Source organism: Pseudochrobactrum lubricantis (assembly GCF_041929865.1).
Lineage (GTDB): Bacteria > Pseudomonadota > Alphaproteobacteria > Rhizobiales > Rhizobiaceae > Pseudochrobactrum > Pseudochrobactrum saccharolyticum.
The window spans coordinates 122,261-146,689 of sequence record NZ_JBHEEE010000006.1 but is presented as its reverse complement, the minus strand read 5'-3'; the positions used below and the strand labels follow the sequence as shown (position 1 = coordinate 146,689).

General features: G+C 51.7%; 30 protein-coding genes and 1 tRNA gene. 12 read left to right on the top strand and 19 right to left on the bottom strand.

The annotated features are described in order from the left end of the window. Positions 1-21: 21 nt before the first annotated feature. Together rpoH and JNC80_RS13695 are read right to left on the bottom strand one after the other, a co-directional pair. Positions 22-897, bottom strand: a complete 876-nt coding sequence (gene rpoH / locus JNC80_RS13700) for an RNA polymerase sigma factor RpoH (protein WP_376710622.1) — start codon at positions 895-897, stop codon at positions 22-24. A 306-nt stretch (positions 898-1,203) separates the two neighbouring features. Next, positions 1,204-2,217, bottom strand: a complete 1,014-nt coding sequence (locus JNC80_RS13695) for an RluA family pseudouridine synthase (protein ID WP_116089028.1) — start codon at positions 2,215-2,217, stop codon at positions 1,204-1,206. 53 nt (positions 2,218-2,270) lie between these two features. Between JNC80_RS13695 and JNC80_RS13690 the strand changes: the two genes are divergently transcribed. Beyond that, on the top strand, positions 2,271-2,747 hold the full coding sequence (locus tag JNC80_RS13690; RefSeq protein ID WP_376710621.1) for a hypothetical protein: 477 nt from the start codon (positions 2,271-2,273) through the stop codon (positions 2,745-2,747). Between the two features lie 329 nt (positions 2,748-3,076). Further along, positions 3,077-3,502, top strand: coding sequence for a Fur family transcriptional regulator (locus JNC80_RS13685; protein WP_028233722.1), 426 nt, complete (start codon positions 3,077-3,079; stop codon positions 3,500-3,502). Positions 3,503-3,813: 311 nt separating this feature from the next. Here JNC80_RS13685 and JNC80_RS13680 read toward each other — a convergent pair whose 3' ends face one another. The 3 genes from JNC80_RS13680 to JNC80_RS13670 form a co-directional block, all read right to left on the bottom strand. Beyond that, positions 3,814-4,896 carry a sensor histidine kinase gene (locus JNC80_RS13680; RefSeq protein ID WP_445482808.1) on the bottom strand — a complete coding sequence of 361 codons (1,083 nt, stop codon included), beginning with the start codon at positions 4,894-4,896 and terminating at the stop codon, positions 3,814-3,816. A gap of 126 nt (positions 4,897-5,022) precedes the next feature. Then, the gene (locus JNC80_RS13675; RefSeq protein ID WP_022711298.1) at positions 5,023-5,187 is read right to left on the bottom strand and encodes a DUF1328 domain-containing protein; all 165 of its coding nucleotides are present in this window, start codon (positions 5,185-5,187) and stop codon (positions 5,023-5,025) included. Positions 5,188-5,352: 165 nt separating this feature from the next. Further along, positions 5,353-6,150 carry a response regulator gene (locus tag JNC80_RS13670; protein ID WP_075657367.1) on the bottom strand — a complete coding sequence of 266 codons (798 nt, stop codon included), beginning with the start codon at positions 6,148-6,150 and terminating at the stop codon, positions 5,353-5,355. Between the two features lie 279 nt (positions 6,151-6,429). Here JNC80_RS13670 and JNC80_RS13665 point away from each other — a divergent pair, with 279 nt between their 5' ends. The 3 genes from JNC80_RS13665 (at position 6,430) to JNC80_RS13655 (ending at position 8,168) form a co-directional block, all read left to right on the top strand. Then, positions 6,430-6,645: a NepR family anti-sigma factor gene (locus tag JNC80_RS13665; RefSeq protein ID WP_220160424.1), complete on the top strand. Its 216-nt coding sequence runs from the start codon at positions 6,430-6,432 to the stop codon at positions 6,643-6,645. 5 nt (positions 6,646-6,650) lie between these two features. After that, the gene (locus JNC80_RS13660; RefSeq protein ID WP_022711295.1) at positions 6,651-7,199 is read left to right on the top strand and encodes an RNA polymerase sigma factor; all 549 of its coding nucleotides are present in this window, start codon (positions 6,651-6,653) and stop codon (positions 7,197-7,199) included. A 63-nt stretch (positions 7,200-7,262) separates the two neighbouring features. Then, positions 7,263-8,168 carry a diacylglycerol/lipid kinase family protein gene (locus tag JNC80_RS13655; protein WP_376710619.1) on the top strand — a complete coding sequence of 302 codons (906 nt, stop codon included), beginning with the start codon at positions 7,263-7,265 and terminating at the stop codon, positions 8,166-8,168. 212 nt (positions 8,169-8,380) lie between these two features. Here JNC80_RS13655 and JNC80_RS13650 read toward each other — a convergent pair whose 3' ends face one another. The 4 genes from JNC80_RS13650 to JNC80_RS13635 all read right to left on the bottom strand — a co-directional run bounded on the left by JNC80_RS13650 (position 8,381) and on the right by JNC80_RS13635 (position 9,936). Next, positions 8,381-8,617 carry a hypothetical protein gene (locus JNC80_RS13650; protein WP_022711293.1) on the bottom strand — a complete coding sequence of 79 codons (237 nt, stop codon included), beginning with the start codon at positions 8,615-8,617 and terminating at the stop codon, positions 8,381-8,383. Positions 8,618-8,721: 104 nt separating this feature from the next. Beyond that, positions 8,722-9,180, bottom strand: a complete 459-nt coding sequence (locus tag JNC80_RS13645; RefSeq protein WP_376710618.1) for a hypothetical protein — start codon at positions 9,178-9,180, stop codon at positions 8,722-8,724. Between the two features lies 1 nt (position 9,181). Further along, complete coding sequence (locus JNC80_RS13640) at positions 9,182-9,511, bottom strand: ElaB/YgaM/YqjD family protein (RefSeq protein ID WP_028233720.1); 330 nt, start codon at positions 9,509-9,511, stop codon at positions 9,182-9,184. 266 nt (positions 9,512-9,777) lie between these two features. Further along, positions 9,778-9,936, bottom strand: a complete 159-nt coding sequence (locus JNC80_RS13635; protein ID WP_022711290.1) for a hypothetical protein — start codon at positions 9,934-9,936, stop codon at positions 9,778-9,780. A gap of 475 nt (positions 9,937-10,411) precedes the next feature. Here JNC80_RS13635 and exbB point away from each other — a divergent pair, with 475 nt between their 5' ends. From exbB to JNC80_RS13620, 3 genes are read left to right on the top strand one after another with little or no spacing between them, the layout of a single operon-like run. Then, positions 10,412-11,665, top strand: coding sequence for a tonB-system energizer ExbB (gene exbB / locus JNC80_RS13630; RefSeq protein ID WP_376710617.1), 1,254 nt, complete (start codon positions 10,412-10,414; stop codon positions 11,663-11,665). 5 nt (positions 11,666-11,670) lie between these two features. Continuing rightward, positions 11,671-12,189 (top strand): TonB system transport protein ExbD, encoded by a 519-nt coding sequence (gene exbD / locus JNC80_RS13625; protein ID WP_376710616.1) that lies wholly within the window; start codon positions 11,671-11,673, stop codon positions 12,187-12,189. A 42-nt stretch (positions 12,190-12,231) separates the two neighbouring features. After that, a complete protein-coding gene (locus tag JNC80_RS13620; protein ID WP_370627106.1) occupies positions 12,232-13,122 on the top strand; it encodes an energy transducer TonB family protein in 891 nt (296 codons plus the stop codon). Between the two features lie 68 nt (positions 13,123-13,190). Here the strand turns inward: JNC80_RS13620 and dut are convergent, their stop codons facing one another. Both dut and JNC80_RS13610 read right to left on the bottom strand, forming a co-directional pair. Further along, positions 13,191-13,673, bottom strand: a complete 483-nt coding sequence (gene dut / locus JNC80_RS13615; protein WP_376710615.1) for a dUTP diphosphatase — start codon at positions 13,671-13,673, stop codon at positions 13,191-13,193. A gap of 208 nt (positions 13,674-13,881) precedes the next feature. Continuing rightward, complete coding sequence (locus JNC80_RS13610; RefSeq protein ID WP_376710614.1) at positions 13,882-14,358, bottom strand: Lrp/AsnC family transcriptional regulator; 477 nt, start codon at positions 14,356-14,358, stop codon at positions 13,882-13,884. 128 nt (positions 14,359-14,486) lie between these two features. On the opposite strand from JNC80_RS13610, the gene JNC80_RS13605 reads away from it, so the two are divergent. Beyond that, positions 14,487-14,705 carry a DUF6356 family protein gene (locus JNC80_RS13605; RefSeq protein ID WP_022711284.1) on the top strand — a complete coding sequence of 73 codons (219 nt, stop codon included), beginning with the start codon at positions 14,487-14,489 and terminating at the stop codon, positions 14,703-14,705. A 95-nt stretch (positions 14,706-14,800) separates the two neighbouring features. Beyond that, on the top strand, positions 14,801-15,625 hold the full coding sequence (locus tag JNC80_RS13600) for a class II glutamine amidotransferase (protein WP_116089021.1): 825 nt from the start codon (positions 14,801-14,803) through the stop codon (positions 15,623-15,625). 6 nt (positions 15,626-15,631) lie between these two features. Here JNC80_RS13600 and mbfA read toward each other — a convergent pair whose 3' ends face one another. From mbfA to JNC80_RS13585, 3 genes are all read right to left on the bottom strand, one after another. After that, on the bottom strand, positions 15,632-16,615 hold the full coding sequence (mbfA, locus tag JNC80_RS13595; RefSeq protein ID WP_376710613.1) for an iron exporter MbfA: 984 nt from the start codon (positions 16,613-16,615) through the stop codon (positions 15,632-15,634). 94 nt (positions 16,616-16,709) lie between these two features. Further along, positions 16,710-17,201 carry a GNAT family N-acetyltransferase gene (locus JNC80_RS13590; RefSeq protein ID WP_376710612.1) on the bottom strand — a complete coding sequence of 164 codons (492 nt, stop codon included), beginning with the start codon at positions 17,199-17,201 and terminating at the stop codon, positions 16,710-16,712. A gap of 135 nt (positions 17,202-17,336) precedes the next feature. Beyond that, positions 17,337-19,520, bottom strand: a complete 2,184-nt coding sequence (locus tag JNC80_RS13585; RefSeq protein WP_376710611.1) for a malate synthase G — start codon at positions 19,518-19,520, stop codon at positions 17,337-17,339. 520 nt (positions 19,521-20,040) lie between these two features. Here JNC80_RS13585 and JNC80_RS13580 point away from each other — a divergent pair. Continuing rightward, a complete protein-coding gene (locus tag JNC80_RS13580; RefSeq protein ID WP_225685243.1) occupies positions 20,041-20,598 on the top strand; it encodes an HNH endonuclease in 558 nt (185 codons plus the stop codon). Positions 20,599-20,621: 23 nt separating this feature from the next. Here JNC80_RS13580 and JNC80_RS13575 read toward each other — a convergent pair whose 3' ends face one another. Both JNC80_RS13575 and JNC80_RS13570 read right to left on the bottom strand, forming a co-directional pair. Then, complete coding sequence (locus JNC80_RS13575; protein WP_376710610.1) at positions 20,622-21,152, bottom strand: disulfide bond formation protein B; 531 nt, start codon at positions 21,150-21,152, stop codon at positions 20,622-20,624. Positions 21,153-21,233: 81 nt separating this feature from the next. Continuing rightward, a complete protein-coding gene (locus JNC80_RS13570) occupies positions 21,234-21,824 on the bottom strand; it encodes a YqaA family protein (protein ID WP_022711277.1) in 591 nt (196 codons plus the stop codon). A gap of 472 nt (positions 21,825-22,296) precedes the next feature. Here JNC80_RS13570 and JNC80_RS13565 point away from each other — a divergent pair. After that, positions 22,297-22,383: transfer RNA gene (locus tag JNC80_RS13565), tRNA-Leu, on the top strand. A gap of 48 nt (positions 22,384-22,431) precedes the next feature. Here the strand turns inward: JNC80_RS13565 and JNC80_RS13560 are convergent. From JNC80_RS13560 to JNC80_RS13550, 3 genes are all read right to left on the bottom strand, one after another. Further along, positions 22,432-22,587, bottom strand: a complete 156-nt coding sequence (locus tag JNC80_RS13560; protein ID WP_080600489.1) for a 2-dehydro-3-deoxyphosphooctonate aldolase — start codon at positions 22,585-22,587, stop codon at positions 22,432-22,434. A gap of 89 nt (positions 22,588-22,676) precedes the next feature. Beyond that, positions 22,677-23,939, bottom strand: a complete 1,263-nt coding sequence (locus JNC80_RS13555; RefSeq protein WP_046801861.1) for an FAD-dependent oxidoreductase — start codon at positions 23,937-23,939, stop codon at positions 22,677-22,679. A gap of 23 nt (positions 23,940-23,962) precedes the next feature. Next, on the bottom strand, positions 23,963-24,412 hold the full coding sequence (locus JNC80_RS13550) for a MerR family transcriptional regulator (RefSeq protein WP_003500212.1): 450 nt from the start codon (positions 24,410-24,412) through the stop codon (positions 23,963-23,965). Positions 24,413-24,429 lie beyond the last annotated feature (17 nt).

The window sequence follows — 24,429 nt, the reverse complement described above, 5'->3', positions numbered from 1 at the left end:
GTGCTAAACGGGATATCCGCTTTATGCTGCTTCCGCAGAGGCCATGACAGCCTCCTGTACTTTTTCAAAAGCGCGGACTTCAATCTGACGGACACGCTCACGGCTGATGCCGAATTCGGTCGACAAATCTTCAAGCGTAACCGGTTCCTCTGCCAGACGACGGGCTTCAAAAATCCGGCGTTCGCGGTCATTGAGCTTGGACATTGCTGATTCAAGCATGGTTCGGCGGCTGTTGAGCTCGTCTTCGTCAATCAGAACCTGTTCCTGAGAGGCGCTGTCATCCACCAGCCAGTCCTGCCATTCACCGCCTTCACCTTCCGAAGCGCGGATCGGCGCGTTCAGCGATGCGTCACCGCTCATACGGCGGTTCATGGATACGACTTCTTCCTCAGAAACGCTCAGGCGGTGAGCAATTTCTTTCACCTGCTCAGGGTTCAGATCGCCGTCATCCAGCGCCTGAATCTTATTCTTAGCCTTACGCAGATTGAAGAACAGGCGCTTCTGGTTTGCGGTGGTGCCCATTTTGACAAGGCTCCACGACCGCAGCACATATTCCTGAATCGAGGCCTTGATCCACCACATAGCATAGGTCGCGAGGCGGAAGCCGCGTTCCGGTTCAAAGCGTTTGACAGCCTGCATCAGGCCGACATTACCTTCAGAGATCACTTCACCGATCGGCAGGCCGTAGCCGCGATACCCCATGGCAATCTTGGCCACGAGACGCAGGTGACTGGTAACAAGCTTATGAGCGGCTTCCGGATCAGCATGCTCGCTATAGCGTTTTGCAAGCATATATTCTTCCTGAGGCTGAAGCATCGGGAAGCGGCGGATTTCATCGAGATATCGTGTCAGACCACCATCACCTGCGGTGATAGCCGGTAAAGTTGCACGGGCCATATAGCACCCTCCTTTTTGTGACAGGTTCCCATTGAGGCGAACCCGCGTCTGTATGATAACCATTTCAGACAGTTCGTCGCATAAAGTGAGTATATAGGAAGAATTTAGGCGAAAACACGGTCAAAGTGACAAAACACGAGAATTTTATCAAAATGACTACAGAATTAAATTTTAGAAGCGTGTTTTAATTAACATATTGAAAATCAATAATATTATTGTGGTGAAATGTCTGTAGGGAAAAAACAACCGGGAGCAAACATGCTGCCGCTCCCGATTGTTACAATTATTTAATATGGCGAACCGGTTTTAATCCGCTTTAAGACCGCCATGGCGGAAGGCTTCGAGCAGAATCTGCATATCTTCCGGCATGTCAGCGGTGAATTCCATAAATTCACCGGTCATCGGATGTTCAAAAGCCAGCAGCCGTGCATGCAGTGCCTGACGATGGAAATTCTGTACAGTTGTTTTCAGTTCGTCAGTCAGACGGTTGGCCTTGGTTTTATAAGCGCCGCCATATTCACTATCGCCGATCAGCGGATGGCCGATATGCGCCATATGCACACGGATCTGATGGGTACGTCCGGTTTCAAGGCGGCACTCTACGAGGGAAGCGAGTGCTGTGGCATCGCTGTTCTCACCGAAACGCTCTTCAATTGTATAATGGGTAATGGCGTAGCGTGCATCTTCACGGTCTTCACGTACCACCGCCTGTTTGGTGCGGTCACGATGTGAACGGCCGAGATGGGCATCAATCGTACCGGCAGGGCGCTCAGGCATACCCCAGACCAATGCCATATAGGCGCGTTCCAGCATTCCGTTACGACCGTGATCGGCAAATTGTGCGCTTAAGTTCTGATGCGCCTTGTCATGTTTGGCGACAACCAGCACGCCGGATGTGTCTTTATCCAGCCGGTGAACAATGCCCGGACGTTTGACGCCGCCGATACCGGAGAGGCTGTCACCGCAATGATGTATCAAAGCGTTAACCAAAGTTCCGGTCCAGTTGCCATTTCCCGGGTGTACAACCAGTCCGGCAGGCTTGTTGACCACAATTATGTCATTATCTTCATAAAGGAGATCAAGCGGAATGTCTTCCGGCTGTGGTTCAGCGGGTTCGGCTTCCGGAATGTGCAGTACAATCGTTGAACCTTCGCGTAATTTGTGCTTAGGCTCACTCACAGTCCGGTTGTCTACCTGTACATGGCCGGCACTTATGAGTGATTGGATGCGATTTCGTGAAAGATCAGGCGTGAGTTGAGAAGCAAGCCACTGATCCAGCCGCTTCCCTGCGGCATCTGCGTCGGCAATTAGCTCTTTCAATCGTCTCTTCCCTTCGTTATCACGCCTCGCGATATCAGTAATCGGAGACCTTAATGCAGGACCACTATTATCAAGAGCACCCGGAACAGCAGCAATATGCTGCTCAGACGTATCAGGAGCCTCAACTCGATCCGGCTATGGAACGTGTGCGTCGTAAAATGGTTCGCCTGCTGATTATATCAATCGCCATTATGGTGATAGGTCTTATGGCGGTGCTGGCTGCGGTTGTCTATAAAATCAACAAGGCACCCGATACAGCAGAAACTGAAACAGCTCAATCGGATATTCCGGGACAGGCTCCGAAAACAGACGCGCAGGCGCAGAGTGCAGAAGGCAAAGCTGCCGAGCCGCTGCCAATGGTTGAATCCCAGCTGGAACTGGCTCCGGGGACACGTCTCCTGTCACAGAGCCTCTCGGGCAATCTTGTATCGCTTGAGACCCTGTTGCCGGATGGCGGTACCGAGATCATGATTTATGACTATCGCCAGTCGCGCTTTGTCGGACGTATGCGCCTCGGCAATCTCGAATAGATTTCTGTTTTGACAGATCAGCTCCGCACCGGACAATACCGGTGCGGAGCTTTTTGTTGTCTGCAAATTTCCGCTGGGCATATATAAGTGCGGGATAAACTATTGCACAATAACAGTCTGGCCGGATCAGGGCTTTGCCTGACCGGTATTCATTTATAAGTTGCACATCAGAGATTCTTCATTCCTGTTGGTTTGACGAGAGTTCCAAGTTTTGTAAAAGTGACATCTGAAATCGTCACGGTTCAGTTCCGCTGATGGTGCAGACATAGTATGCGTGTTTCACCCGCAATTGCGCTTGGCGCTGTGTTTAAGGCACAGTGTCGGGTTCTATGGGGATTTTAATAATGAAAAATGATTATGAAAAACAGCTTCGTGATGCGGGTGTACGGATCACGCGCCCCAGGCGGGTTATTCTGGATATTCTGTCCCAGACGGACGGACATCCGGATGCGCTGGAAATTTTCAAGCGTGCTGTTGAAGTGGATAACAGTATTTCATTATCGACTGTCTACCGGACCATGAAATTGCTGGAAGAGCAGGGGGCTATTCACCGCCATGCTTTTGACGGCGGGCCGTCGCGTTTCGAGCAGGCAGGCAATCAGCATCACGACCATCTCATTGATATGGAAACCGGTGATGTGATCGAATTTCATTCAGAAATGATTGAGAAATTGCAGGAAGAGATAGCCCGTTCGCTGGGTTATGAAATTATCCATCACCGTTTTGAACTCTATGGCCGCAAGCTGAAGAAATAAATTCCGGCGTGTTTCAGAATTTATTTTTAAATAATGCAGTTTCGTGTGAAACTTATTGCCTGGATGGGCGTTATGAACCTTGTGAAAGGCTGACTTTCCGCCCCCTCACAAGTTCGGCCTTTCACCGACCGCGGGCACGCCCCCTAATCCCCGGTCCGCGCGCTCACGGAGCTGTTGTTCCGGAGCGCGCTATTTTTTTAGCCATCCATGAGAATTAAAGGTTAGAGCGACCTTTGTGCACCCAACGGGGCGTTCCGATGCAGCAGATTTAATATTGCGCAATGGCTCAGCAGCGGGCATTTCCGGCGAGCTTAAAAATCAAAATTCCGGTGGGGAATGCGCAGATAATATTCTACGCTCTTATCCTCAATCCTGTAGCAGGCTGTGCCACTGACGGCCTGAGGAACGATCCGCAGCAAAACTGCGCTGCCGAAACGGGATGTTTCATAGGATTTTATTTTAAGGTCTGACACTTCATCATGCATGTGGTTTTCTGCAGCTAATATATCCGGCGGACGGCCTGACAGATCGTTTTCCGTTGCAGGACTTGTTTCCTTCCAGTGAATAATCAAATCCATCTCGCCTTCACCGTCCGGCTCCATCTCCGCTGAAATCGTCAGACTGCCATTTTCACAGGCCAGTGCGCCATAGGAGGCGGAGTTGACAATCAGCTCGTGGAAAGCAAGGCCAACATGCAGTGCTGCTCCGGGGAAAAGATAAACATCTTTGCCTGTAATCGTCAGGCGCGGATCTTTGGGATGGATATATTTTTCCAGCTGTGAATGCAGCAATTCCCGAAAGGCTGCACCATGCCAGTTGGAATCCGTTACCAGATCCTGCGAATTGGACAGGGAATAGAGACGGCCGCGGAATTTTTGTAAAAATTGATCCACCGAGCCGGAGAACCGTGCTGTCTGCATGGCGATACTCTGAATAATGGCCAGCAGGTTTTTTGAGCGGTGGCTGACTTCGCGCAACAAAATTTTGAGAACCTGTTCGCGGTGTTTCAGCTCGCTTATTTCAACGGCAGTCGTGACGATGCCGATAGTTTCGCCGCTTTCATCCTTGTCGGAATCGATGAAGAATTCATACCAGCGGGGATTTTTCTTGTCGGGGAACGAAATTTCCAGACGCTGGGCATCGCCGGTCGCAAGCAGCTGGCTTTTGGCAGTTGTCAGTCTGGCCGCAATATCTTTGGGCATCAGGTCGCTTTCGCTGATGCCCGTGCGCCATGGCAAAAGCCAGAACTCCGGCAGATTTTCTACCCAAGTGTAATTCATATCCGTGGTTTGATAAAAAACCGAAACATTGCTGTTTCTTATGGCTCGCAACATAGAGCGCAACCGAATCTGAGCGGCACTGCTATATCCTGAAACGGGCGAAGTAGGAGCCATAGTCTGCGCTTTCTGTGCTTAAAACCGGCATAAGCTGCGGTACAGGATTGCTCCGCACAAGACAGGTTCGGGACGCGTCGCGGGCGTCCCGTTCAGATGTTTTCGGATCGGATTGCTTTGCAGCATTTATGCTTTCCTTATGATGCTGGCGATCAGTGACAGCAACAGTAGACCGAGGAAAATAAAGAACAGAATTTGCGCTATGCCTGTTGATGCACCGGCAATACCACCAAAACCCAAAGCACCGGCGATAATGGCGATAATCAGAAAAACAACAGCATAATATAACATGTCAACCTCCTCTTGCAGGCAGGCAGGCAAGGAATTGCCCGCCTTATGGCCCGCTTTATGGAATGACCGGATTTTTGAAGGTCATTGCATGTTAAAATAACGCCCGTTGCGGGTTTTGGTTCCGGCTAAAGCATTTTCAGCACAAATCCCTGTTCAATTTGTCAATTATGACGCTCTTGCCAGCGAACCTTCTTCAAAAAACAGCGCCTGACTGATGAGCGCCTTCACCATATCCGGATTGAACGGCTTGGTGACGAGGAAAGTCGGTTCCGAACGTTCTCCTGTAAGAAGACGTTCCGGAAACGCGGTAATGAAGATAACCGGAATTGTATCACTTTTGAGAATATCATTGACCGCATCGATGCCTGAACTGCCGTCTGCAAGCTGAATATCAGCCAGAACCATTGACGGTTTTTCTGCCTTATAAAGTGTCAGCGCTTCCTGATGTGTACGGGCAATGCCCACTACTTCATGTCCCAGCGTCTCCACCATCTGTTCAATATCCATGGCAATCAGCGGCTCATCTTCGATAATCAGAATGCGGGTGGCAACGTGGCGGGAAATCTGCTCCGAGGCTTCCGTCAGCAGAGCTGAAAAACCGGCTTCGTCTTCCTGCATGATCTCTGCGGCTTCTTTTTCATTAAAGCCTTCAACGGAAACCAGAAGAAAAGCCTGACGCGAACGTGGAGTCAGCATTGCCAGATTATTTGCGGCCCGTTTTTCCCATGCATGCTGAGAGTCAGTTTCCGGAATTTCGACAGAAGTACGGTCGAAAATACTGGAATAAAGACGATAGAGCGCTATCTTATCGGATGAGGCCTCAGGAAATACAGAAATATCATCGATCAGAGTTTCGAGAATTGCTGCAACATATGCATCTCCGGCTGACTGAGAGCCGGTCACGGCGCGTGAGAAACGGCGCAGATATGGCAAATGTGGTGCAATACGCGTGGACAATGACATTGAATGCTCCATTTATATGGGCTGATAGGATTACAGCCTGTTTATGGTTCTAACGGCTGACTATAAAAATTGTTCCTGTGTTTGGGAACTAATTATTCACGCCCGCATTATGACTTGGATACAGCGTCTCAATCGGGCAGGGTTTTAGTGCTTGAAACAGGGCCGCACCAAGGCCGCATCAAGATCACATCAGAGCCGCAACAGAGCTCTGGTGGCATTAACCGGAATACGACTGAGATGACCAACACTAAGAAACCGCTTCAGGATCAAGACAACGCTATGACCTCATTTTCGCGCGATTTTTCCGCGCAAGGCGGCTCGCAGGCCGGCAGTTTGAATAAAGGCGATGAACTGGGACCCAATTCCGAGATCGGTTCCAAATTGCGTGCTCTTTATTCCAGTATTCAGGATGAAACGATTCCTGACCGTTTTCTTGATCTTTTGGAGAAACTGGATCAGGCTGAACGTAAATCTGCTTCTCATTCAAGGAATTGACAGGAATGGCGGAGGAGAGAGACGAATTCAAGCGGCTGATGCTTGCGGCCCTGCCGGGCTTGAGGGCTTTCGCAGTATCTTTATCAGGTCAGCAGGATAAAGCTGATGATCTGGTGCAGGATACGATTATGAAAGCGTGGGGCAAGCGCGACAGTTTTGAAATGGGCACCAATATCAAAGCCTGGCTGTTTACGATTTTGCGTAATGAATTTTACAGCCAGATGCGTAAGCGCGGCCGTGAGATACAGGATACGGACGGGTTGTATACGGAGCGGCTGGCCGTTCATCCGTCACAATACGGATCGCTGGATTTGCAGGATTTTCGCAAGGCTCTGAACGAATTGCCGGATGATCAGCGTGAAGCCATTATTCTGATCGGCGCTTCCGGCTTTTCCTATGAGGAAGCTGCAGAAATCTGCGAATGTGCTGTCGGCACAATCAAGAGCCGTGTCAGCCGTGCGCGTGTCAGGCTGCAGGAGTTGCTCGATGTTAAAGGTAATTCCGATTACGGCCCCGACGATACGTCGTCCCAAGTGACGATGCGCTCTTTCTAAACGGTTTTTGCGATCATCAGAGTGTGACCGATTGATTACCTGTCATGCGGAGCGGAGATTTATTTGAAGATTATTGCTGTTCTCAACAGTCAAAGCGGCACTTTGCGGACGATGGATATTGATGCGTTTATTGATGACGCATGCACTGCTTTTGCTGCTGAAGGGCATGAACTGTCCTGTGTATTGACGGATGGTGATGATATTCTTGCCGCTTTGGAAAAGGCCGCACAAAATCATGATTATGATGTGCTGCTGGCCGGTGGCGGTGACGGCACTATTTCTGCTGCAGCTGCACTGGCCTGGCAGAATGATAAAATTCTGGGCGTGTTGCCAGCCGGTACGATGAACCTCTTTGCCCGCTCACTGAATATTCCGCAAAATGTTACTGAGGCCATTCACGCACTGGCAAAGGCCGGTGCTGAAAATGTTGATATCGGCACCTGTAACGGTCAGTCCTTTGTGCATCAGGTGGCAATCGGCCTCCATCCGATGCTGGTCAGATATCGTGAAAAATACAGCTATGCTTCACGGGTGGGGAAAATTCTGGCGAATTTCCGCGCCATGGGGCAGCTGATTACCCATGTGCCGCGTGTGAAGGCGATTGCGGATATTGACGGGCGTGCAGTCAAAGGGGTGTATTCTGCCCTTGCCGTATCGAACAATCCTTACGGAGACAGTGTTCTGCCCGTTGCACCGGATGTGCAGACAGGGCATCTCGGTTTTTATCTGGCAAAGCCTCTTCCCGTCAGCGGTATGCTTAAGCTGTTCTGGGATATTGCGCGCGGACAGTGGCGCAGTAATCTGGCGATTGAGGAAGACCATGCCCGTTCAGTTCAGCTGACAATCCTCAATCATAAAGCGCATCAGTATATGTCTGTTGACGGTGAATTGCTGCCATTACCGGCCGAACTGGATATTCGTATTCATCCGGCAGCATTGCGTGTGCTGGTGCCGCAGAGTGAGAACTGACTGGTCAGAATTGGCGAGCGCATGAAAACACCGCACAAATCGCTTTGTGCGGTGTTGTTTATAGCCGGAGCAAAAGCGTATCCGCGACATGCTCTAGAGCGGTTTACGTCCAGATTGGATCATAGCACTCGCTCTAGCTTCTTTATTTGGTCGCATTATCACGGGCGTCAAGTTGATCCAACTTGACTGTGAAATGCTCTGGTAGAAAAGCTCTAAAGCGTTGCTGCACCGGTCTCATCCGAACTGACACCGAGTGTTTCCAGTGCAAGTTCAATTTCCCGCAGGTCCTTGTTCAGCCCGTCATCAGGATCCATGCCGCCTTCTGTTGCGGCGCGCTGGAGATCGCGCGCATCTTCCTGAAGTTTCAGAATAGCAGCAGATTTATCCAGATTGGTGAGGGACATATCTGCGAGGATCTCATTAAGCTGTGCTTTTGTCGAACTGGTCATTAATGGTCTCCTTAGGGTTTGGCTTTGCGGACTGAACTCCTTGACCCGAACATTGCGGCCCTAACACTGCTGCCCTAAAACTGCGGAGGGAGAGGAGGCGGAACTTATCCGCCCTGATCCTGCTTTTTATTGCCGGATTTTTTGTCCCGCGACAGCAATGTCACTGCAATCAGTCCTGCAAGCGGTACTGCTAAAGTTAAAAGCGGTTTTTTGAGCAAGGTCGGCACGGCGGCAACCGCTGCTGCTGTGAGCGCTGCATTGGTGTCAATCGCAGCGCGCCTTTCTTCTAGACGGCGTTTCTCGGCCTTATCCATTACGCGGTTGACGATATAGGCAAGGATCGCCAGCACCACACAGCCGGCTGTGATCATCAGAGCTGCGATAATCAGACCGTATTTCATCATGAGAATGAAAAAGACTGCGAGGAGCAGAAAGAACGCAGCTGTGAGCAGCGCCACGGCCATAATCGCATAGAGAATGGCACTGCGTTTGGCACGCTGCGTTGCGGCCTGCACTTCGCTGCCGATAATGGCTGAAATGACCGGTGTGAACAATTTCAGCATATCAGCGCCGTGTCAGAGCTGCGAAAAGATAACCGAACGCGGCTGCCAGAGCGATCGATGTGACCGGACGTTCCTGAACATAATCGGTGACCTGTTGCTCAAGGGAGCAGGCACTGTCCTTCAGAGAACTCAGAGCATCTTCGCCCTGTTCATAAATATCCTGATAGGCATCGGATGCATCTTGTCTGGCCTGATTGATTTTTCGTGAGCCCATTTCTGTCAGTGTTGCGGCAATCGATGCAATATCTTCTTTAAGCTGGGCAATCTGTGCCTGCAATTCTGCTGTGCTGTCGTCCTGAATGTCATTTACGATTTTGGTATCACGAGCCATGGATGCCTCCGGAAGCTGAAATTTCAAATGACTGAGCAATTTCATTTTCTTTGAGACTGCTCAGTCATATTGTCTGGGTTCAGAAATATAACGTGGCTTTAACGTAATGGTTCCGTGCATTCATCGCCAGAGAGCTGTTGCCGGTCAGGATGATATTCAGCTGCCAAGGTTAATTGCCACAGTTTCCAAATTCAGCTCATGCGGAAGCAGACAGGCATATGCCGGGCATAGCCTGTATTGGAAACCTGATAGAAAGTGCAGGAGTGTCAGGCAATCATAAGAATGAGAGCTGCAATCAGAATACAACCGGCTGTCACATAAAAACCGGTACGTAAGACCGCATTTTCCTGTTGTTCCGGTTCATAAGATCCCGCCATTGCGGTACGGGCGGCAGTTTCAATGGTTTGCATGTCTTTGTGCAACATCTACTGTCTCCGGAGCATGATGATATTGGTGTCAGTCAATAACGGTATGCACTGCATTATGCGGCTTTAATGCGTCAGGTTTATGATTGTTCCTTGTCAGGATCTTAATATTTCCCTGATTATCGGGTTTGCGCTCAAACTTGTTTCAAATTGTCATATTATGGTTTTGCCGTTATAGTGCCCTCATAATCTGGAGCTGCGACTCACCGGAGCTGCATTGCGGATGTGAGAAATCCTTGCGACAGTGATGAAATTCGTAAAACATCCGTTTGTTTTGGTGAATAACTTCCGCTTTCCGGTCAAATAACAGCAGAATGACGGGTTTTTTTAAAACATGACTTGCGAAGTCATGTTTGATGGTTGTATTGCATAACCCGAAAAAGGCAGTTGCTGGTTGATGCAGCACATCCGCATAAATGCGGAGCAGGTTGATCCTGTACAGGCTGGAAATAATACAGGCCGGCTGTCCCTGATAATGAAATGCAGTGAGGTCGTCGCGGTGGTTAAGACAGTGTCCAAGGCAGCAATATCATTCAAGACAGGATTGTCAGCTTTCATTCTTTCCGCATTTCTTGCGGTCGGTAATGTACTGACACTTTCAGCGCCGGTTATGGCGCAGGAAGCGCAGCCACAGCAGACTGCCCCGCAAACCTCTCCGGCAACACAATCTGCGCCTCAGGCAGCGCCATCTGCTCCTGCTGCAGCGCCTGTAGCGCCAGCGGCACAGGCACCGACGTCCGCTCCGGCCACATCTTCTCCTGTCAATGAGCCTGCTGCCTCGCAGCCAGCGACAGGCACTGCTGCTCCGGCAGCAACAAATCCTGCTCCGGTCAATCCGGCAGTTCAATCCTCCCAGTCCGCGCCGTCTGCCGTAACGCCTGCGCAAACAGAACCTGCCGGGCAGCCGGTTAGTATTGTACCGGAAACCGGTCAGTCTCAGGCTGCCGCACCGGTTCGCACCGCTGATAACGGCTTGCAGATTCCGCATGATTTGTCCCCTTGGGGCATGTTCATGGCTGCTGACTGGGTTGTTAAAGCCGTTATGATCGGTCTGGCGATTGCATCATTGGCCACATGGACAGTCTGGCTTGCCAAGACACTGGAAATTACCGGTGCCCGCAGCCGTGCCCGTCGCGCCTTGAAGGAAGTATCCCATGCGGACAATCTGGCTTCTGCAGTGCAGGCGCTGGATAAAACCCGTGGCCCCGGTGCGCATCTTGTCCGTGCGGCACAGGAAGAAGTAACGCAATCTGCATCTGCTGCTGCCTATGTCGGCGGGGAAGGTCTGAAAGAACGCGTTGCTTCCCGCCTCAGCCGTATTGAAGCCGGTGCAGGACGCCGCCTTGCCAAAGGTACCGGTATTCTCGCAACAATCGGTTCTGTTGCACCATTTGTCGGTTTGTTCGGTACTGTATGGGGGATTATGAATTCCTTTATCGGTATTTCCGAAGCGCAGACCACCAATCTGGCTGTTGTGGCACCGGGTATTGCCGAGGCGCTTCTGGCAACGGCGATCGGTCTTGTCGCCGCTATTCCGGCAGTGATTATTTATAATATGTTTGCCCGTTCGGTGACCGCCTACCGCCATCTGCTGGCCGATGTGAGTGCCGGTGTTGAGCGTCTTGTCAGCCGTGATCTGGATATGCGTGCAGCCCGTGACATTGTGCAGAAACAGGCAGCCCGTCAGAATGCGGCTCAGACTGTTCCGGTCACGAAAGCAGCGGAGTAAAGAATATGGGCAGCCGTTTGCGTGAAGATGCCGGTGATGACCTGCAGGAAAGCCATGAAATCAACGTAACGCCGTTTATCGACGTGATGCTGGTGCTTCTGATTATCTTCATGGTGGCAGCGCCTCTGGCAACCGTTGATATTAATGTTGATTTGCCTGCGGCAAGTGCTACGCCGCAGCCACGTCCTGACAAGCCGGTTTATCTGACGCTGAAGGAAGATCTGAGCCTCAGCCTTGGTAATGATGCGATTAATCGCGATTTGCTGGCGCCGACACTGGATCGTCTGGCGGCAGGCAATAAAGACACGCGTATTTTCCTCCGTGCAGACAAGACTGTCGGCTATGGCGAGCTGATGAATGTTATGAACCTGCTGCGTGAGGCCGGTTATCTCAAAATCGCGCTGGTCGGTCTGGAAACGCTTGGTGCGGGTGATGCAACCGGTGCGCCTGCAGCGGGATCACCGGCAGGTCAGCCTGAAGCTCAAAGCTCGGGTCAGATTTCGGGCCAGAATGCAGGAGAGTGAGACGTGAAGGAATTACCGATCGATCATCCGCCGGTTCGGGGTATGAAAAACGGTTCCGCAGTTGAACCGTCATCCGGTCTCTGGAAAGATATGGTGCGCTGGCTGGGTGCCGGTGCCGCCGTGCTGATGGCGCATGCAGCCGGTGCTTATGCTCTGCATGCATCAGTACCGGAAATGGTACCGGATGGTGAGCCGCCTGCAGCGATTATGATGGAGCTTGATCCGGTTCCTCAGGCACCGGAAGTGGAAGAAGATTCCATTGCCCCTTCTGCCGAGGCTTCTCAAAATCCCGATGAAGCTGAAATCGAACCGGAAAAACCGGTTGAACAGGTTGAAGAAGTAACGCCTGAAGAACCTGTTGAAGAGCCTCAGGAAGTGGCTGAAGCGGAGCCGGTAGAAGAAGAAGTTCCGGAAATCGTTGAAGCGCCTAAGCCTGAAGTGGTTCTGCCGAAGGTTGTTGAAAAACCTAAGGTCGAAAAGAAAGAACCAAAGCAGGAAAAGCCTAAAGAAAAGCCGAAACCTAAAGAAAAAGCCAAGAAAACTCAGAAAGCTGAGCAGACACAGGCCGCTTCCGCACCGCAGATCAATGCGAAGAATTCTTCCCGTGTTGCGGCTAATGCCAATCGCCAGAGCTCGGCATCTGCCGGTGTCAGTTCGGCAAAATGGCAGTCGAAAGTGCAGGCACATCTTGAGCGCAAGAAGCGCACAGCACAGCGCAAGCTTGGACGCGGCGATAAAGGTATTGTGCAGATTGCTTTTGTGATTGATGCAGGAGGCAATGTATTGTCTGCCCGTATTTCGGGGACATCGGGCAATCCGCAAGTGGATCAGGCTGCTTTGACAGCTGTGAAAGCGGCTTCACCGGTTCCGGCACCGCCACCGGCAATGGCAGCTGCACGGATTCCGTTTCAGGTGCCTTTCAAATTCAACTGATATAACAGCATAAAAAAGCCCCGCATGAGTTTCATGCGGGGCTTTTTAATTTCAGCTTTACAGCACTCTTATTTATGGCCGGTTGAGCCAAAACCACCGGCACCGCGTTCGGTTACGCCGACTTCTGAGCGTTCTTCAATTTCAACCTGCACAACAGGAGAAATCACCGCCTGCGCAATGCGCATGCCGCGCTCGATGCGGAAATCATCATCACCGAGATTGATCAGCAGGACTTTGACTTCACCGCGGTAATCGCTGTCGATGGTGCCCGGAGTGTTCAGGCAGGTGATGCCATGTTTGAAAGCCAGACCGGAGCGCGGACGGATTTGCGCTTCATAACCTTCTTCCAGTTCAAAAATCAGGCCGGTCGGCACAAGTGTACGGCGACCCGGCAGCAGCACGATCTGGCGGTCTTCCGGTACGGCAGCACGCAGATCAACACCAGCAGAACCTGATGTTTCATAGGCCGGCAGATCAAGGCCTGCAGCATGTTCAAGACGGACAATTCCGAGCTTCGGGCGGCTGGATGATGAAGGGGAATTGGCAGACATGATAAACCCTTTTCAGCAATATATGATTTAAAATGAGCACTAAACATATTGAGGCTCTTTTTGAAAGAGCGGTATGCTTTTTTCAAAAATAATTAGAGCGGTTCCGGTTAATATTGCATCGGTAGAACCGCTCTAACTCTTTGTTTTACGCGTATCTTATTCGAAAACCGCTTCGCACTTTTCGGGATACGCTTTAGGGGCTCTTTTCTTATGGTGTGTAACCGAAAAGCGGGATTTCCGTGCTGTCCTTAATTTCTTCCATTACGAAGGACGCAGAGACATCTGACAGCGGCACACGGGTGATGAGTTTCTGATAGAGCCGGTCATAGGCTTTCATATCTTCAATGCGGGCACGGATAATATAATCAAGATCCCCGCTCATGCGATAAACGCCGACAACCTCTGTTAGCGATGTGACTGCCGCGCGAAATTGTTCCAGCCATTTCGGATCATGATTGCTGGTTCTGATCAGCATGAAAACGGTGAGGCCAAGGCCGAGCTTGTCGGCATCCACGATTGCAACACGGCCTTTGAGAATGCCGTCATCTTCCAGCCGCTTCAGCCGTCGCCAGCATGCATTGCGCGACAGGTGGATACGGGCAGAAAGCGCGTCTACCGATAGAGTGGCATCTTTCTGTAATTCCTGAAGGATGCGGCGGTCTGTTTCGTCTATATTATGTACCATATAGGGATAATTGTCCCAAATATTTATATTATCAAGAATTTTTTGAGACAAAATATGCGTTTGGCGGTGTTAGTATTTCAAATCAGAAACCTATCTTGCTGATTTGAAAATTGATAACGGGGAAACTCATGCAAACCAAAATTTCACGTCTGTTTACGGAACATCCGGCATCCGTCAACGAAACCTATTTTGAGCATATGGCTTTTGCGGGCAAATTTTCATTCAAGCTTTTTGCTGCCGCTTTTGCAGCTCTGATCCATGCAATTTTGCCATTTTTATTCGACAAAACAGCCAGCACTATTGTCGCGAAGCTTTACGCCAAAACGCATAAGCGCGCGGCTGAATAGTGAATTGTTAACTATAGTGGCGGAAGATCACTGTTGTAACCGGCTATAAATAACGGCAGGTTCCTATCTTTCGCTCACTTGTCAGAGTGTGTTTCATGTGCCGCTGGGCTGCGTATTTCGGATCTGATCTGTATCTTGAAGATATTATCACTTCGCCTTGTCATTCGCTGATTGCGCAAAGCCATCATGCGACTGAGGCGAAAACCGCGACCAATGGCGATGGCTTTGGCGTGGCGTGGTACGGCACGCGCGAGGAGCCGGGATTATACCGCGATCTTCTGCCTGCATGGTCTGACCAGAATTTGCGCAGTCTTGCACGCCAAATTAATTCGCGCCTGTTTCTGGCGCATGTGCGTGCCTCCACCGGTGGTGAAACCAGCCGTGCAAATTGCCATCCATTCGTGTTTCAGCGCTGGAGCTTTATGCATAATGGTCAGATCGGCAGTTTTGACCGTTTGCGCCGTCCGCTGGAGAGTTTGCTGCCGGATGCGCTTTACAGCCACAAATCAGGTTCGACCGATTCAGAACTTTTCTTCCTGCTGATGCTGCATTTCGGGCTGGATGATGATCCGCTCCGTGCTCTGACGCGCACTGTCGAGACAATTTATGAGGCTGCGGAAAGTGCAAAAGTGCCGCCTTTTATCCGTCTGACAGCAGCATTCTCGGATGGTCATTCACTGTTTGCAGTACGCTATGCCAGCGATACTTATGCACCAACGCTTTACACCGCCAAAATGGCGTCTTCTACGGGAATATGTGTTGTGTCTGAGCCGCTGGACGGTGTTGCTGAAAACTGGATGGCGGTGCCGCGCAACAGTTTTGTGACCATTAACAAGCCCAATCATATCTGCATTGAACCGTTTATGGACGAGCAGTCTGTAGTGAAGCCTGCCGCAACGCTTGCTGTTGTGGCAGGCTAATTTTTATCAGGCATTACCGATAAGAATACCGGCTGCGAGCACCAGTGCGCCACCGAGCACGACCTGAAAGGCTGCACGCATGAACGGTGTTTCCATGAAGCGGTTCTGGATATAGGCAATCGCCCAGAGCTCGACAAAGACAACGAATACCGCAATGCCGGTTGCAGTCCAGAAGTCGGTAATCAGATAGGGCAGGGCATGACCGAGGCCGCCGACAGTGGTCATAATACCGCTGGCAAGGCCACGTTTGACCGGCGAGCCACGGCCTGAAAGTTTGCCGTCATCATGGGCAGCTTCCGTGAAGCCCATGGAAATACCGGCACCGACGGAAGCAGACAAGCCAACGAGAAATGTTTGCCATGTATCCTGCGTGGCAAAGGCCGCGGCAAAAATCGGTGCCAGCGTGGAAACCGAACCATCCATCAGACCTGCGAGGCCTGGCTGGATATAGGTCAGGATCAGTTGTTTGCGCTCACCGGCACGTTCTTCATCCTGCACATTATCCGGTGTCAGTTTTTCTTCCAGATGATGGGCGCGTTGCTCATGATGTTTTTCTTCCAGCGCCAGATCACCGAGCAATTTACGCGTGGCAGCATCGGAAACACGCATGGCTGCCTGTTCGTAAAAACGTGCAGCCTGCTCCTCCATCTGTGCCGCCATATTGCGTACTTTATCGATGCCGAGCGGACGCACCAGCCAGTCGGGCTTGCGTTCATAATAGCCACGCACATGTTCGCGCCGGATCAGCGGAATGATTTCGCCGAAGCGCTGGCGATGCAGTTCAATCAGACGTGCACGGTGATTGTGCTCTTCCTCGGCCATGGCTTCAAAAATTTTCGCGGATTGTGGGTAAGCCTCACGCAATCCGTCCGCATAGCTGAGATAGATGCGGGCATCATCCTCTTCGGAGGAAATGGCAAGTGCCAGCATTTCCTGTTCGGAGAGACTTTCAAAAGACCGGCGCGACGGTGAGAAAAGGGAGGAGAACATGAAAGTTCCTTTTTAGAATTGTTCTAAATTTAATAGTTTGGAATAATTCTAAAATCAAGCTCCTTTTGCAGAGCCTGACCAGATTAGTGCGTGTTCAGAGAATGCGTTGCATCAGTACCAGATCAAGCCAGCGGTCGAATTTTCGGCCGACCTGGGGCAGAAGACCGGTTTGTGTAAAGCCATGTTTCTCATGCAGACGAAGAGAGGCGGTATTCTGTGCTTCAATCGCGCCAAGCAGAACATGGATATTGTTGCCCGCTGCATGTTCCAGCAAGGCGCGCATTAGTCTGTCACCGGCACCTTTGCCGCGTGCATGACCGGCAATATAAATCGAGAGTTCTGCCGTATGTTTATAACACTCAAAAGCACGGAAAGCGCCGTAGCTGGCATAGCCGAGCAATTCGTTCCCCTCTGTCAGCACCAGTACCGGAAAACCCGCGTTTTGGCGCGATGTCAGCCATTCCGCACGGTTTTGCAAATTGACCTTCTGGCTGATGAAAACGGCCGTCGTATTGGCAATCGCATCATTATAAATATCAAGGATTGCGGGCAGGTGGGTGGTGTCAGCGTGCTGTATGGTCAGCATGATCGGCCTCAAAGCATTTCCAGCAAAAGTGTGAAGCGGTTTTGCGTAGGATAATGCGCAAAAACAAAAATAAAAGTGGCGGACAAGAAGATCTTGTCCGCCACTTTTATGCCGCTTGTGAAAAGCGTCAAGAATTTATTTTTGGGCAGCTTTGAACTGCAAACGGCGGGCATGGAGAACCGGCTCGGTATAGCCGTTTGGCTGCTCGCGGCCTTTAAAGACCAGCTCACAGGCTGCCTGAAAAGCGATAGAGCCATCAAAATCCGCAGCCATCGGCTGATAGGCTTCATCACCGGCATTCTGCGTGTCTACCACAGCGGCCATGCGCTTCATGGTTTCCATCACCTTTGCTTCGCTGACAATGCCATGATGCAGCCAGTTGGCGATGTGCTGTGCCGAGATACGCAAGGTTGCACGGTCTTCCATCAGGCCGACATTGTTGATGTCCGGCACTTTGGAACAGCCAACGCCCTGATCGATCCAGCGCACCACATAACCAAGAATGCCCTGTGCATTATTGTCGATTTCAGCCTGCACGTCTGAAGGTGCCCAATTGGTGTCACGGGCAACAGGAATGGTCAGAATGTCTTCAAGTTTTGCTTTTGTGCGGGACTTGAGCTGGTTCTGCACAGCTGCCACATCAATCTTGTGATAATGCGTGGCATGTAGTGTTGCTGCTGTCGGGGACGGCACCCATGCGGTATTGGCTCCGGCTTTCGGATGGGCGATCTTCTGCTCCAGCATCGCAGCCATCAGATCCGGCATAGCCCACATGCCCTTGCCGATCTGTGCATGGCCGGTCAGACCACAGGCAAGGCCGGTATCGACATTCCAGTTTTCGTAAGCTGCAATCCATGCCGCCTGTTTCATCTCGCCTTTGCGGATAACTGGTCCTGCTTCCATAGAAGTATGGATTTCATCGCCGGTACGGTCGAGGAAGCCGGTATTGATGAAGAAGACCCGTTCTTTGGCAGCACGGATGGCTTCTTTGAGATTCACTGTCATGCGGCGCTCTTCATCCATGATACCCATTTTCAGCGTATTCGGCTTAAGACCTGCCAATGCTTCAGCGCGAGCGAAGATTTCTGCGGCAAAGGCGACTTCTTCCGGCCCGTGCATTTTCGGCTTCACAATATAGACCGAACCGGTGCGGGAATTGAGATGCGTGCCTTTGAGTTTGCCGTCCTGCGTACCGATATCGTGGAGCGCAATCACTGCGGTGAAAGCTGCATCAAGAATGCCTTCCGGAATTTCATTGCCTTCGCTGTCGAGAATGGCAGGATTGGTCATCAGATGACCGACATTGCGGATCAGCAACAGTGAGCGGCCAGGCAAAGTGAGGGTGGAGCCATCCGGTGCGGTATAGCTACGGTCGGCATTGAGCTTGCGGGTGATGGCTTTACCACCCTTGTCAAAGCTCTCCGACAAAGTGCCCTTAAACAGGCCGAGAATGTTGCGATAGGCCAGAACCTTATCGGCAGCGTCAACCGCGGCGACTGAATCTTCACAGTCCTGAATGGTGCTGAGAGCCGATTCCAGTGTGATATCGGCAATATGTGCCGGATCGGTCTTGCCGATGACATGAGCAGCATCGCAGCGGATCTCGATATGCAGCCCGTTATTCTTCAGAAGCACGAGGGAAGGGGCAGATGCATCGCCCTGATAGCCTGCAAAGCCTTGGGTATTTTTCAGGGATGCAGTTTTGCCGTTACCGAGTGTGAGAACAAGCTGGCCATTGGCGACAGAGAAACCGGTGACCTCATCCCAGCGGCCATCGCTCAGCGGGGTGGCTTCATCAAGAAATGCTTTTGCCCATGCAATGACTTTTGCGCCGCGCACAGGATTATAGGCTTTGCCTTTTTCCGCGCCATTGTCTTCGCTGATAGCATCGGTGCCGTAAAGTGCGTCATAGAGCGAACCCCAGCGCGCATTGGCAGCATTGAGCGCATAACGGGCGTTCATGACAGGTACAACAAGCTGCGGACCTGCAAGGCTGGTAATCTCACTGTCTACATTGGCAGTGGTGACCTGAAAATCTTCACCTTCCGGCAGGAGATAGCCGATTTCACGCAAATAAGCCTGATAGTCCGCCATCGCGTAATTGCGGTTGGCTTTGTACCATGCGTCGAGTTTAGCCTGAATATCATCACGCTTGGCAAGCAGGGCTTTATTGCGGGGCGCCAGTTCTTTGACCATGCCGGCAAGGCCGCTCCAGAAGGCATCTGCCGCAATGCCGGTTTCCGGCAAGACTTCCCTTGTCAGGAAATTGCTCAGTTCCTGATCAACCTGCAGACCTGCATGTTCAATACGACCACTCATCACTCGCTCCCTGTCTGATCTCAATGTTAACCAGCTTGTCCTTTGCAGCTTAGTCTGAACGGGCGGCAATGGACAAGCACGGTTACGGCTTTGTTTTGTCAAAGCTGTCAATGTATGTTTACATAATTGTCTACAATATTCAAAGCCGATAATGCGTGTAATCAAACACTGTTTACACTGTCAGGTCTGAATTCCTTATCAAAGCACGGAATTTTGAAAGCGCAGGGCTGATTTTGTTACAGGATTATCCATCGGCAGCATGAATAGAAATTGACTGATAAACAGTCTGGCTTCACAATACTGACATGTCCTGCTTACATATTATGACCGGTAAAAGCATTCGTTTTTCACGTATCATTCTGTCAGGTACATTGAAGAGTGAAGCGCCTCAAAAAATATAGCTGGCAGAGACGGAATGGAATGCAAGCAGGGTAAACCGCGTGTTTGCTCTGTCTCTTTGAAGCCGCGTTTTGCAATCGCATGAACCGCAGTGTTGCAAGATGCACAAAGGAGGTGTTTCTTGAACATTGCCGCATTTGCCGGCAAATTGCCGGCACTGGTTCTGAACGCGGATTTTCGTCCGCTCAGCTATTATCCTTTATCACTCTGGTCGTGGCAGGACGCGATCAAAGCGGTTTTTCTTGAGCGCGTAAATATTGTGGCGGAATATGAGGCGGAAGTCAGCTCTCCGACTTTTTCCATGCGGCTGCCAAGTGTTATCAGTCTTAAAACCTATGTTGCCCCGCCGACCTATCCGGCGTTTACACGATTCAATCTGTTTCTGCGGGATCGTTTTGAATGCCAGTATTGCGGCGCGCATCATGAACTGACATTTGATCATGTTATACCGCGATGCAGCGGCGGCGAAACAACCTGGGAAAATGTGGTTGCTGCCTGTTCTCCCTGTAATTTGCGCAAGGGAGGCATGATGCCTGCCAAAGCGCAAATGTGGCCGCGACAAAAACCCTATATGCCGAGTGTTTTTGATCTGCATAAAAACGGCAGGCGGTTTCCGCCGAACCATTTGCATGAAAGCTGGATGGATTATTTATACTGGGATGTGGAACTGGAGCCGTAAAGATACAGCTCCGGTTTTTTAGATCACGCTTTGCGGGTTTTGAGCGATGCGCCGTAAAAGGCAATGATGGCGAAGATCAGCGAAGCAACACCATTCCATCCGGCAAAGGAAATACCGAGGAAACGTCCGGCGGCAACATCGCAGGCGGCCGGTTTGACCGCATTGAGATCACCAAGCAGATTGCCTGCGCTGGTGGTGATGGAAACCGCGCCTGTAGCGCAATCGGCAGGACCTGCCCAGAATTTCCATTCCACACCGGAGTGATAGACGGAAAGAATGAGGCCATAGGTCATCAGTAATCCGGCGATCAGCAGGAAAAGACGGGTCAGTTTTTCTGACTTTCCAAGCGCTGCCAGCAATGCACTGAGAAGCATCAGCGGTACGCCGATATAATAGGGAATGCGCTCTTCAAGGCATAATTTGCACGGCAGATAACCGCCAATATATTGAAACGCCAGTGCGGAGCCCACGACACCGGCCATGCTTACCGCAAGAAATGCTGAAATAAGCGTATGTTGCGAATGGGTTGTCTGAGCAGTACCGGTTGAAGACACAGGAAAATCCTTGTTGCAAAAATCAGTTTAAACCCAGCTCAGCCATGACCTTATGGCATAAACATGGCTGCCTGATGCTTTTTAGGCGTGAAGATATTTCACGACCATAAATAACAGAATCAGGATGACGGCAACCGTGGCCGCGATCAATCCGAGACGCTTCTCAATGAAGTTGCGGATCGGTTCGCCAAAGCGCTGCAACAGCCATGCCAGCAATATGAACCGTGCACCACGGGTAATAATAGCTGACAGGATAAACAGCCAGATATTGACGCCTGCGGCGCCGGAGAGAATGGTTACAACTTTCATCGGCGGCAGATGAGACAGGCCGGAAGTGATGAGCAACAGCAGAATCATATCGGCGCTGGTGCTGCCGCGCATGGCTTCGAATGTATCGAGCTTGCCGTAAAAATGCAGAACCGGCTTGGCAACAGTTTCATAGGCATAATGGCCGATATACCAGCCAAGAATACCGCCGAGCACGGACATGACCGTGGCAATCAGTGCGTAATGCCAGACTTTTTTCGGGCGGGCGATACCCATCGGTACGAACAGGACATCTGCGGGAATCAGAAAAACCGAGCTTTCGAGAAAAGCGATGACGGCCAGCCATGCAGCTGCGGATTTACGCGCTGCAAGGGAAATGGTCCAGTCGTAGAGTTTGCGCAGCATGATGGCCTCTGTCGGTTCTCAGCAATTATGATGATACAGGCCAAAGCCATGCGGAATTTTGATGCTGTGTGTAAAACGAAAAACTTCGCAGGGCAATGTGTGCCGGAATTCGTTATGAATGGTTTTACAATCCGTGAGCAAAGGCTGAATTTTCTGCGCGGGTGAATTTTGTTGAAATAATTTGAAACAAACAGGTTTTGCAGTTGACGGGAAGGTGGTTCTCACTATATTTCGGCGCACCAGTGCAGCGCTTTGAATATGAAGTGCCTGCGAATGTGCGGGTGTGGTGGAACTGGTAGACGCGCCGGACTCAAAAAGGGATTTGTCTACCAATCCACAGAAAATCACGGTGAAGTGAAAGCGTCGTGTTTTCAACGGACTGGCGGTATGGAAGTGAAGTGAGAGGTTTCCGTCGAAATGGCGCTAGGGGTCGGCTAGGAGCCGAGACCTAGAGTAAGATCGGCGGCAAAGTGCGGGCGTGGCGGAATTGGTAGACGCAGCGGATTCAAAATCCGCCGTCCTTACGGATATGTCGGTTCGAGTCCGACCGCCCGCACCATTGTCTCATTCACTGCAAAAGGCGCTTCTTGATAACGCGAAGTTCGCACTACCTGTCGAAGGACTTCACCAGATCATCGACGGCCTTCTCCTGCGAAAGGGACGCGGGGAGTGCAGCGAGACACAAGGGGCTTGGACCGTCGCACAATGCGTGGTCAGGATCGGGATGGGCTTCAAGGAATAGTCCAGCCAGCGACAAGGCCATTGCCGAACGGACGAGTGAAGCCGGTGGCGCGTGTAAAAGACTTCGGGGTATCGCCCTCAATGGCTTCCCGGCGCTTCATCGCGTAGCATCTACCTAGCCGGGGCTCTCAATGAACACGTCCAATCGACGAGCCGCGTGCGCACATGTTCCGGTCGGAAGCCGATCCCAATGAGGCGGCCGGTCAGCCGCGGCAGTAGGTGTGACTGGGCAATCAGGCGCATGAAAAGCGGAGGTCTTCGAATTTGCGTGTTGCCCGCTTCACCGGCACGCTTCCGGCTGCGCATCATCAATTGCAGTTTCTGGGTTGCCTTGGTCGGGAAGTTGCGACGGCGCTGTACGGCTTCGAGCATGCGCGTTTGCAGCCGCCCCTCGCGAAGAGCCTCCGCCAGCGTGTTGGCGGTGGCGATCGCGTCCTGGATCGCGAGATTCACACCGACCCCGCCAATGGGCGACATGGCATGGGCCGCGTCCCCAATGCAAAGCACGCCGGGTTTCCACCACGACTTGAGACGGTCGATGCGAACACTGAGCAGATGGATGTCATCCCAGGAACGGATTTCTTCAAATCGATCCGCCGACAATGGTGCTACGTCGGCAATCCTGGCGCGAAGCGCCTCAAGCCCTTGCTCTTTCAGCGAATCAACGGTTCCCTTCGTGATTACATAACCGCATTGCCAGTAAACGCCACGATCGATCAAGACCAGCCCTTGGCTCGGACCGGCGTGGCCCATTGCCTGCTGCGGATCGCCTGCTTTTTTGGAGATCTTCATCCAGAGAATGTCGGTAGCGATACCGAAGCTCTGAACCTCAAGTCCAGCCGCCTTGCGGATGATCGAATTGCGTCCGTCCGCCCCGATGACGAGAGCGGCTTCCATGGCGAGTTCACGTTCGCCCTGGCGAGCATTCAGGCCGACAACCCGGCAATTGTCCCAACGGAGCGAAGTTGCCTCAGTGGACATGATCAACCGAAAGCGCGGAAACTCGCCTGCCTTTCGCGCAAGAAAATTCAGGAAGTCCCATTGCGGCATGAAGGCGATGAACTTAGCGCGCGTCGGTAGTCTGGAGAAATCGGCGATCGTGGCCTTGCGGCCGGCGATCTCAGCGTGGAGATGGTAGGCTCTCTGATGGGGGAGAGAAAGAAGCTCATCGAGCAAGCCAAGCTCATGAATCGCTTCGAGGGTCGATGGATGGATGGTGTCCCCGCGAAAATCGCGCAGAAAGTCTTGATGTTTTTCGATGACCGTAACATCGACGCCCGAGCGGGCCAGCAAGAGCCCGAGCATCAGGCCCGCCGGTCCCGCACCGACCACGACGCAGCTCTGGCTCCTTTTCACATGGGAATAGTATCTCAACGTCGTCGGTCCTTGGGATGAGGCTAGTGAATCGATTCGCGGCCTTTGCTTGAAGTTTTCACCTCAGCATCGCCATCGCGGCTGGTGTCTTTCAAGGGCAAAATATCGAGCGGGATCAGATCCCCGTCATTCTCGCTTTCGGCAACGAGCTGGATCATCTTTTCGAGTGTTTCCAGTTGAGCGATTTTTTCCTCGACCGCAGCGAGTTGCTCCTTTGCGATGCGGAGCGCTTCGGCCGGACTTGAGAACGAGACGTCGGCAAGTCGAAACAGGTCCTTGATCGCCTCGATGCTGAAGCCGAGATCGCGGGCGCGGCGGATGAAGAGAAGGCGATGGACCGCGCCGTGGTCATAGCGTCGCTGGTTTCCCTTGCTCCGCAAGCGCTCGCGCAGCAACCCAATCTGCTCGTAGTAGCGGATCGTCGGAATTTTGACGCCGGTGAGCTGAGAGAGTTCGCCGATGCCGATATCCATGTTTGAAGTCCCTTCCG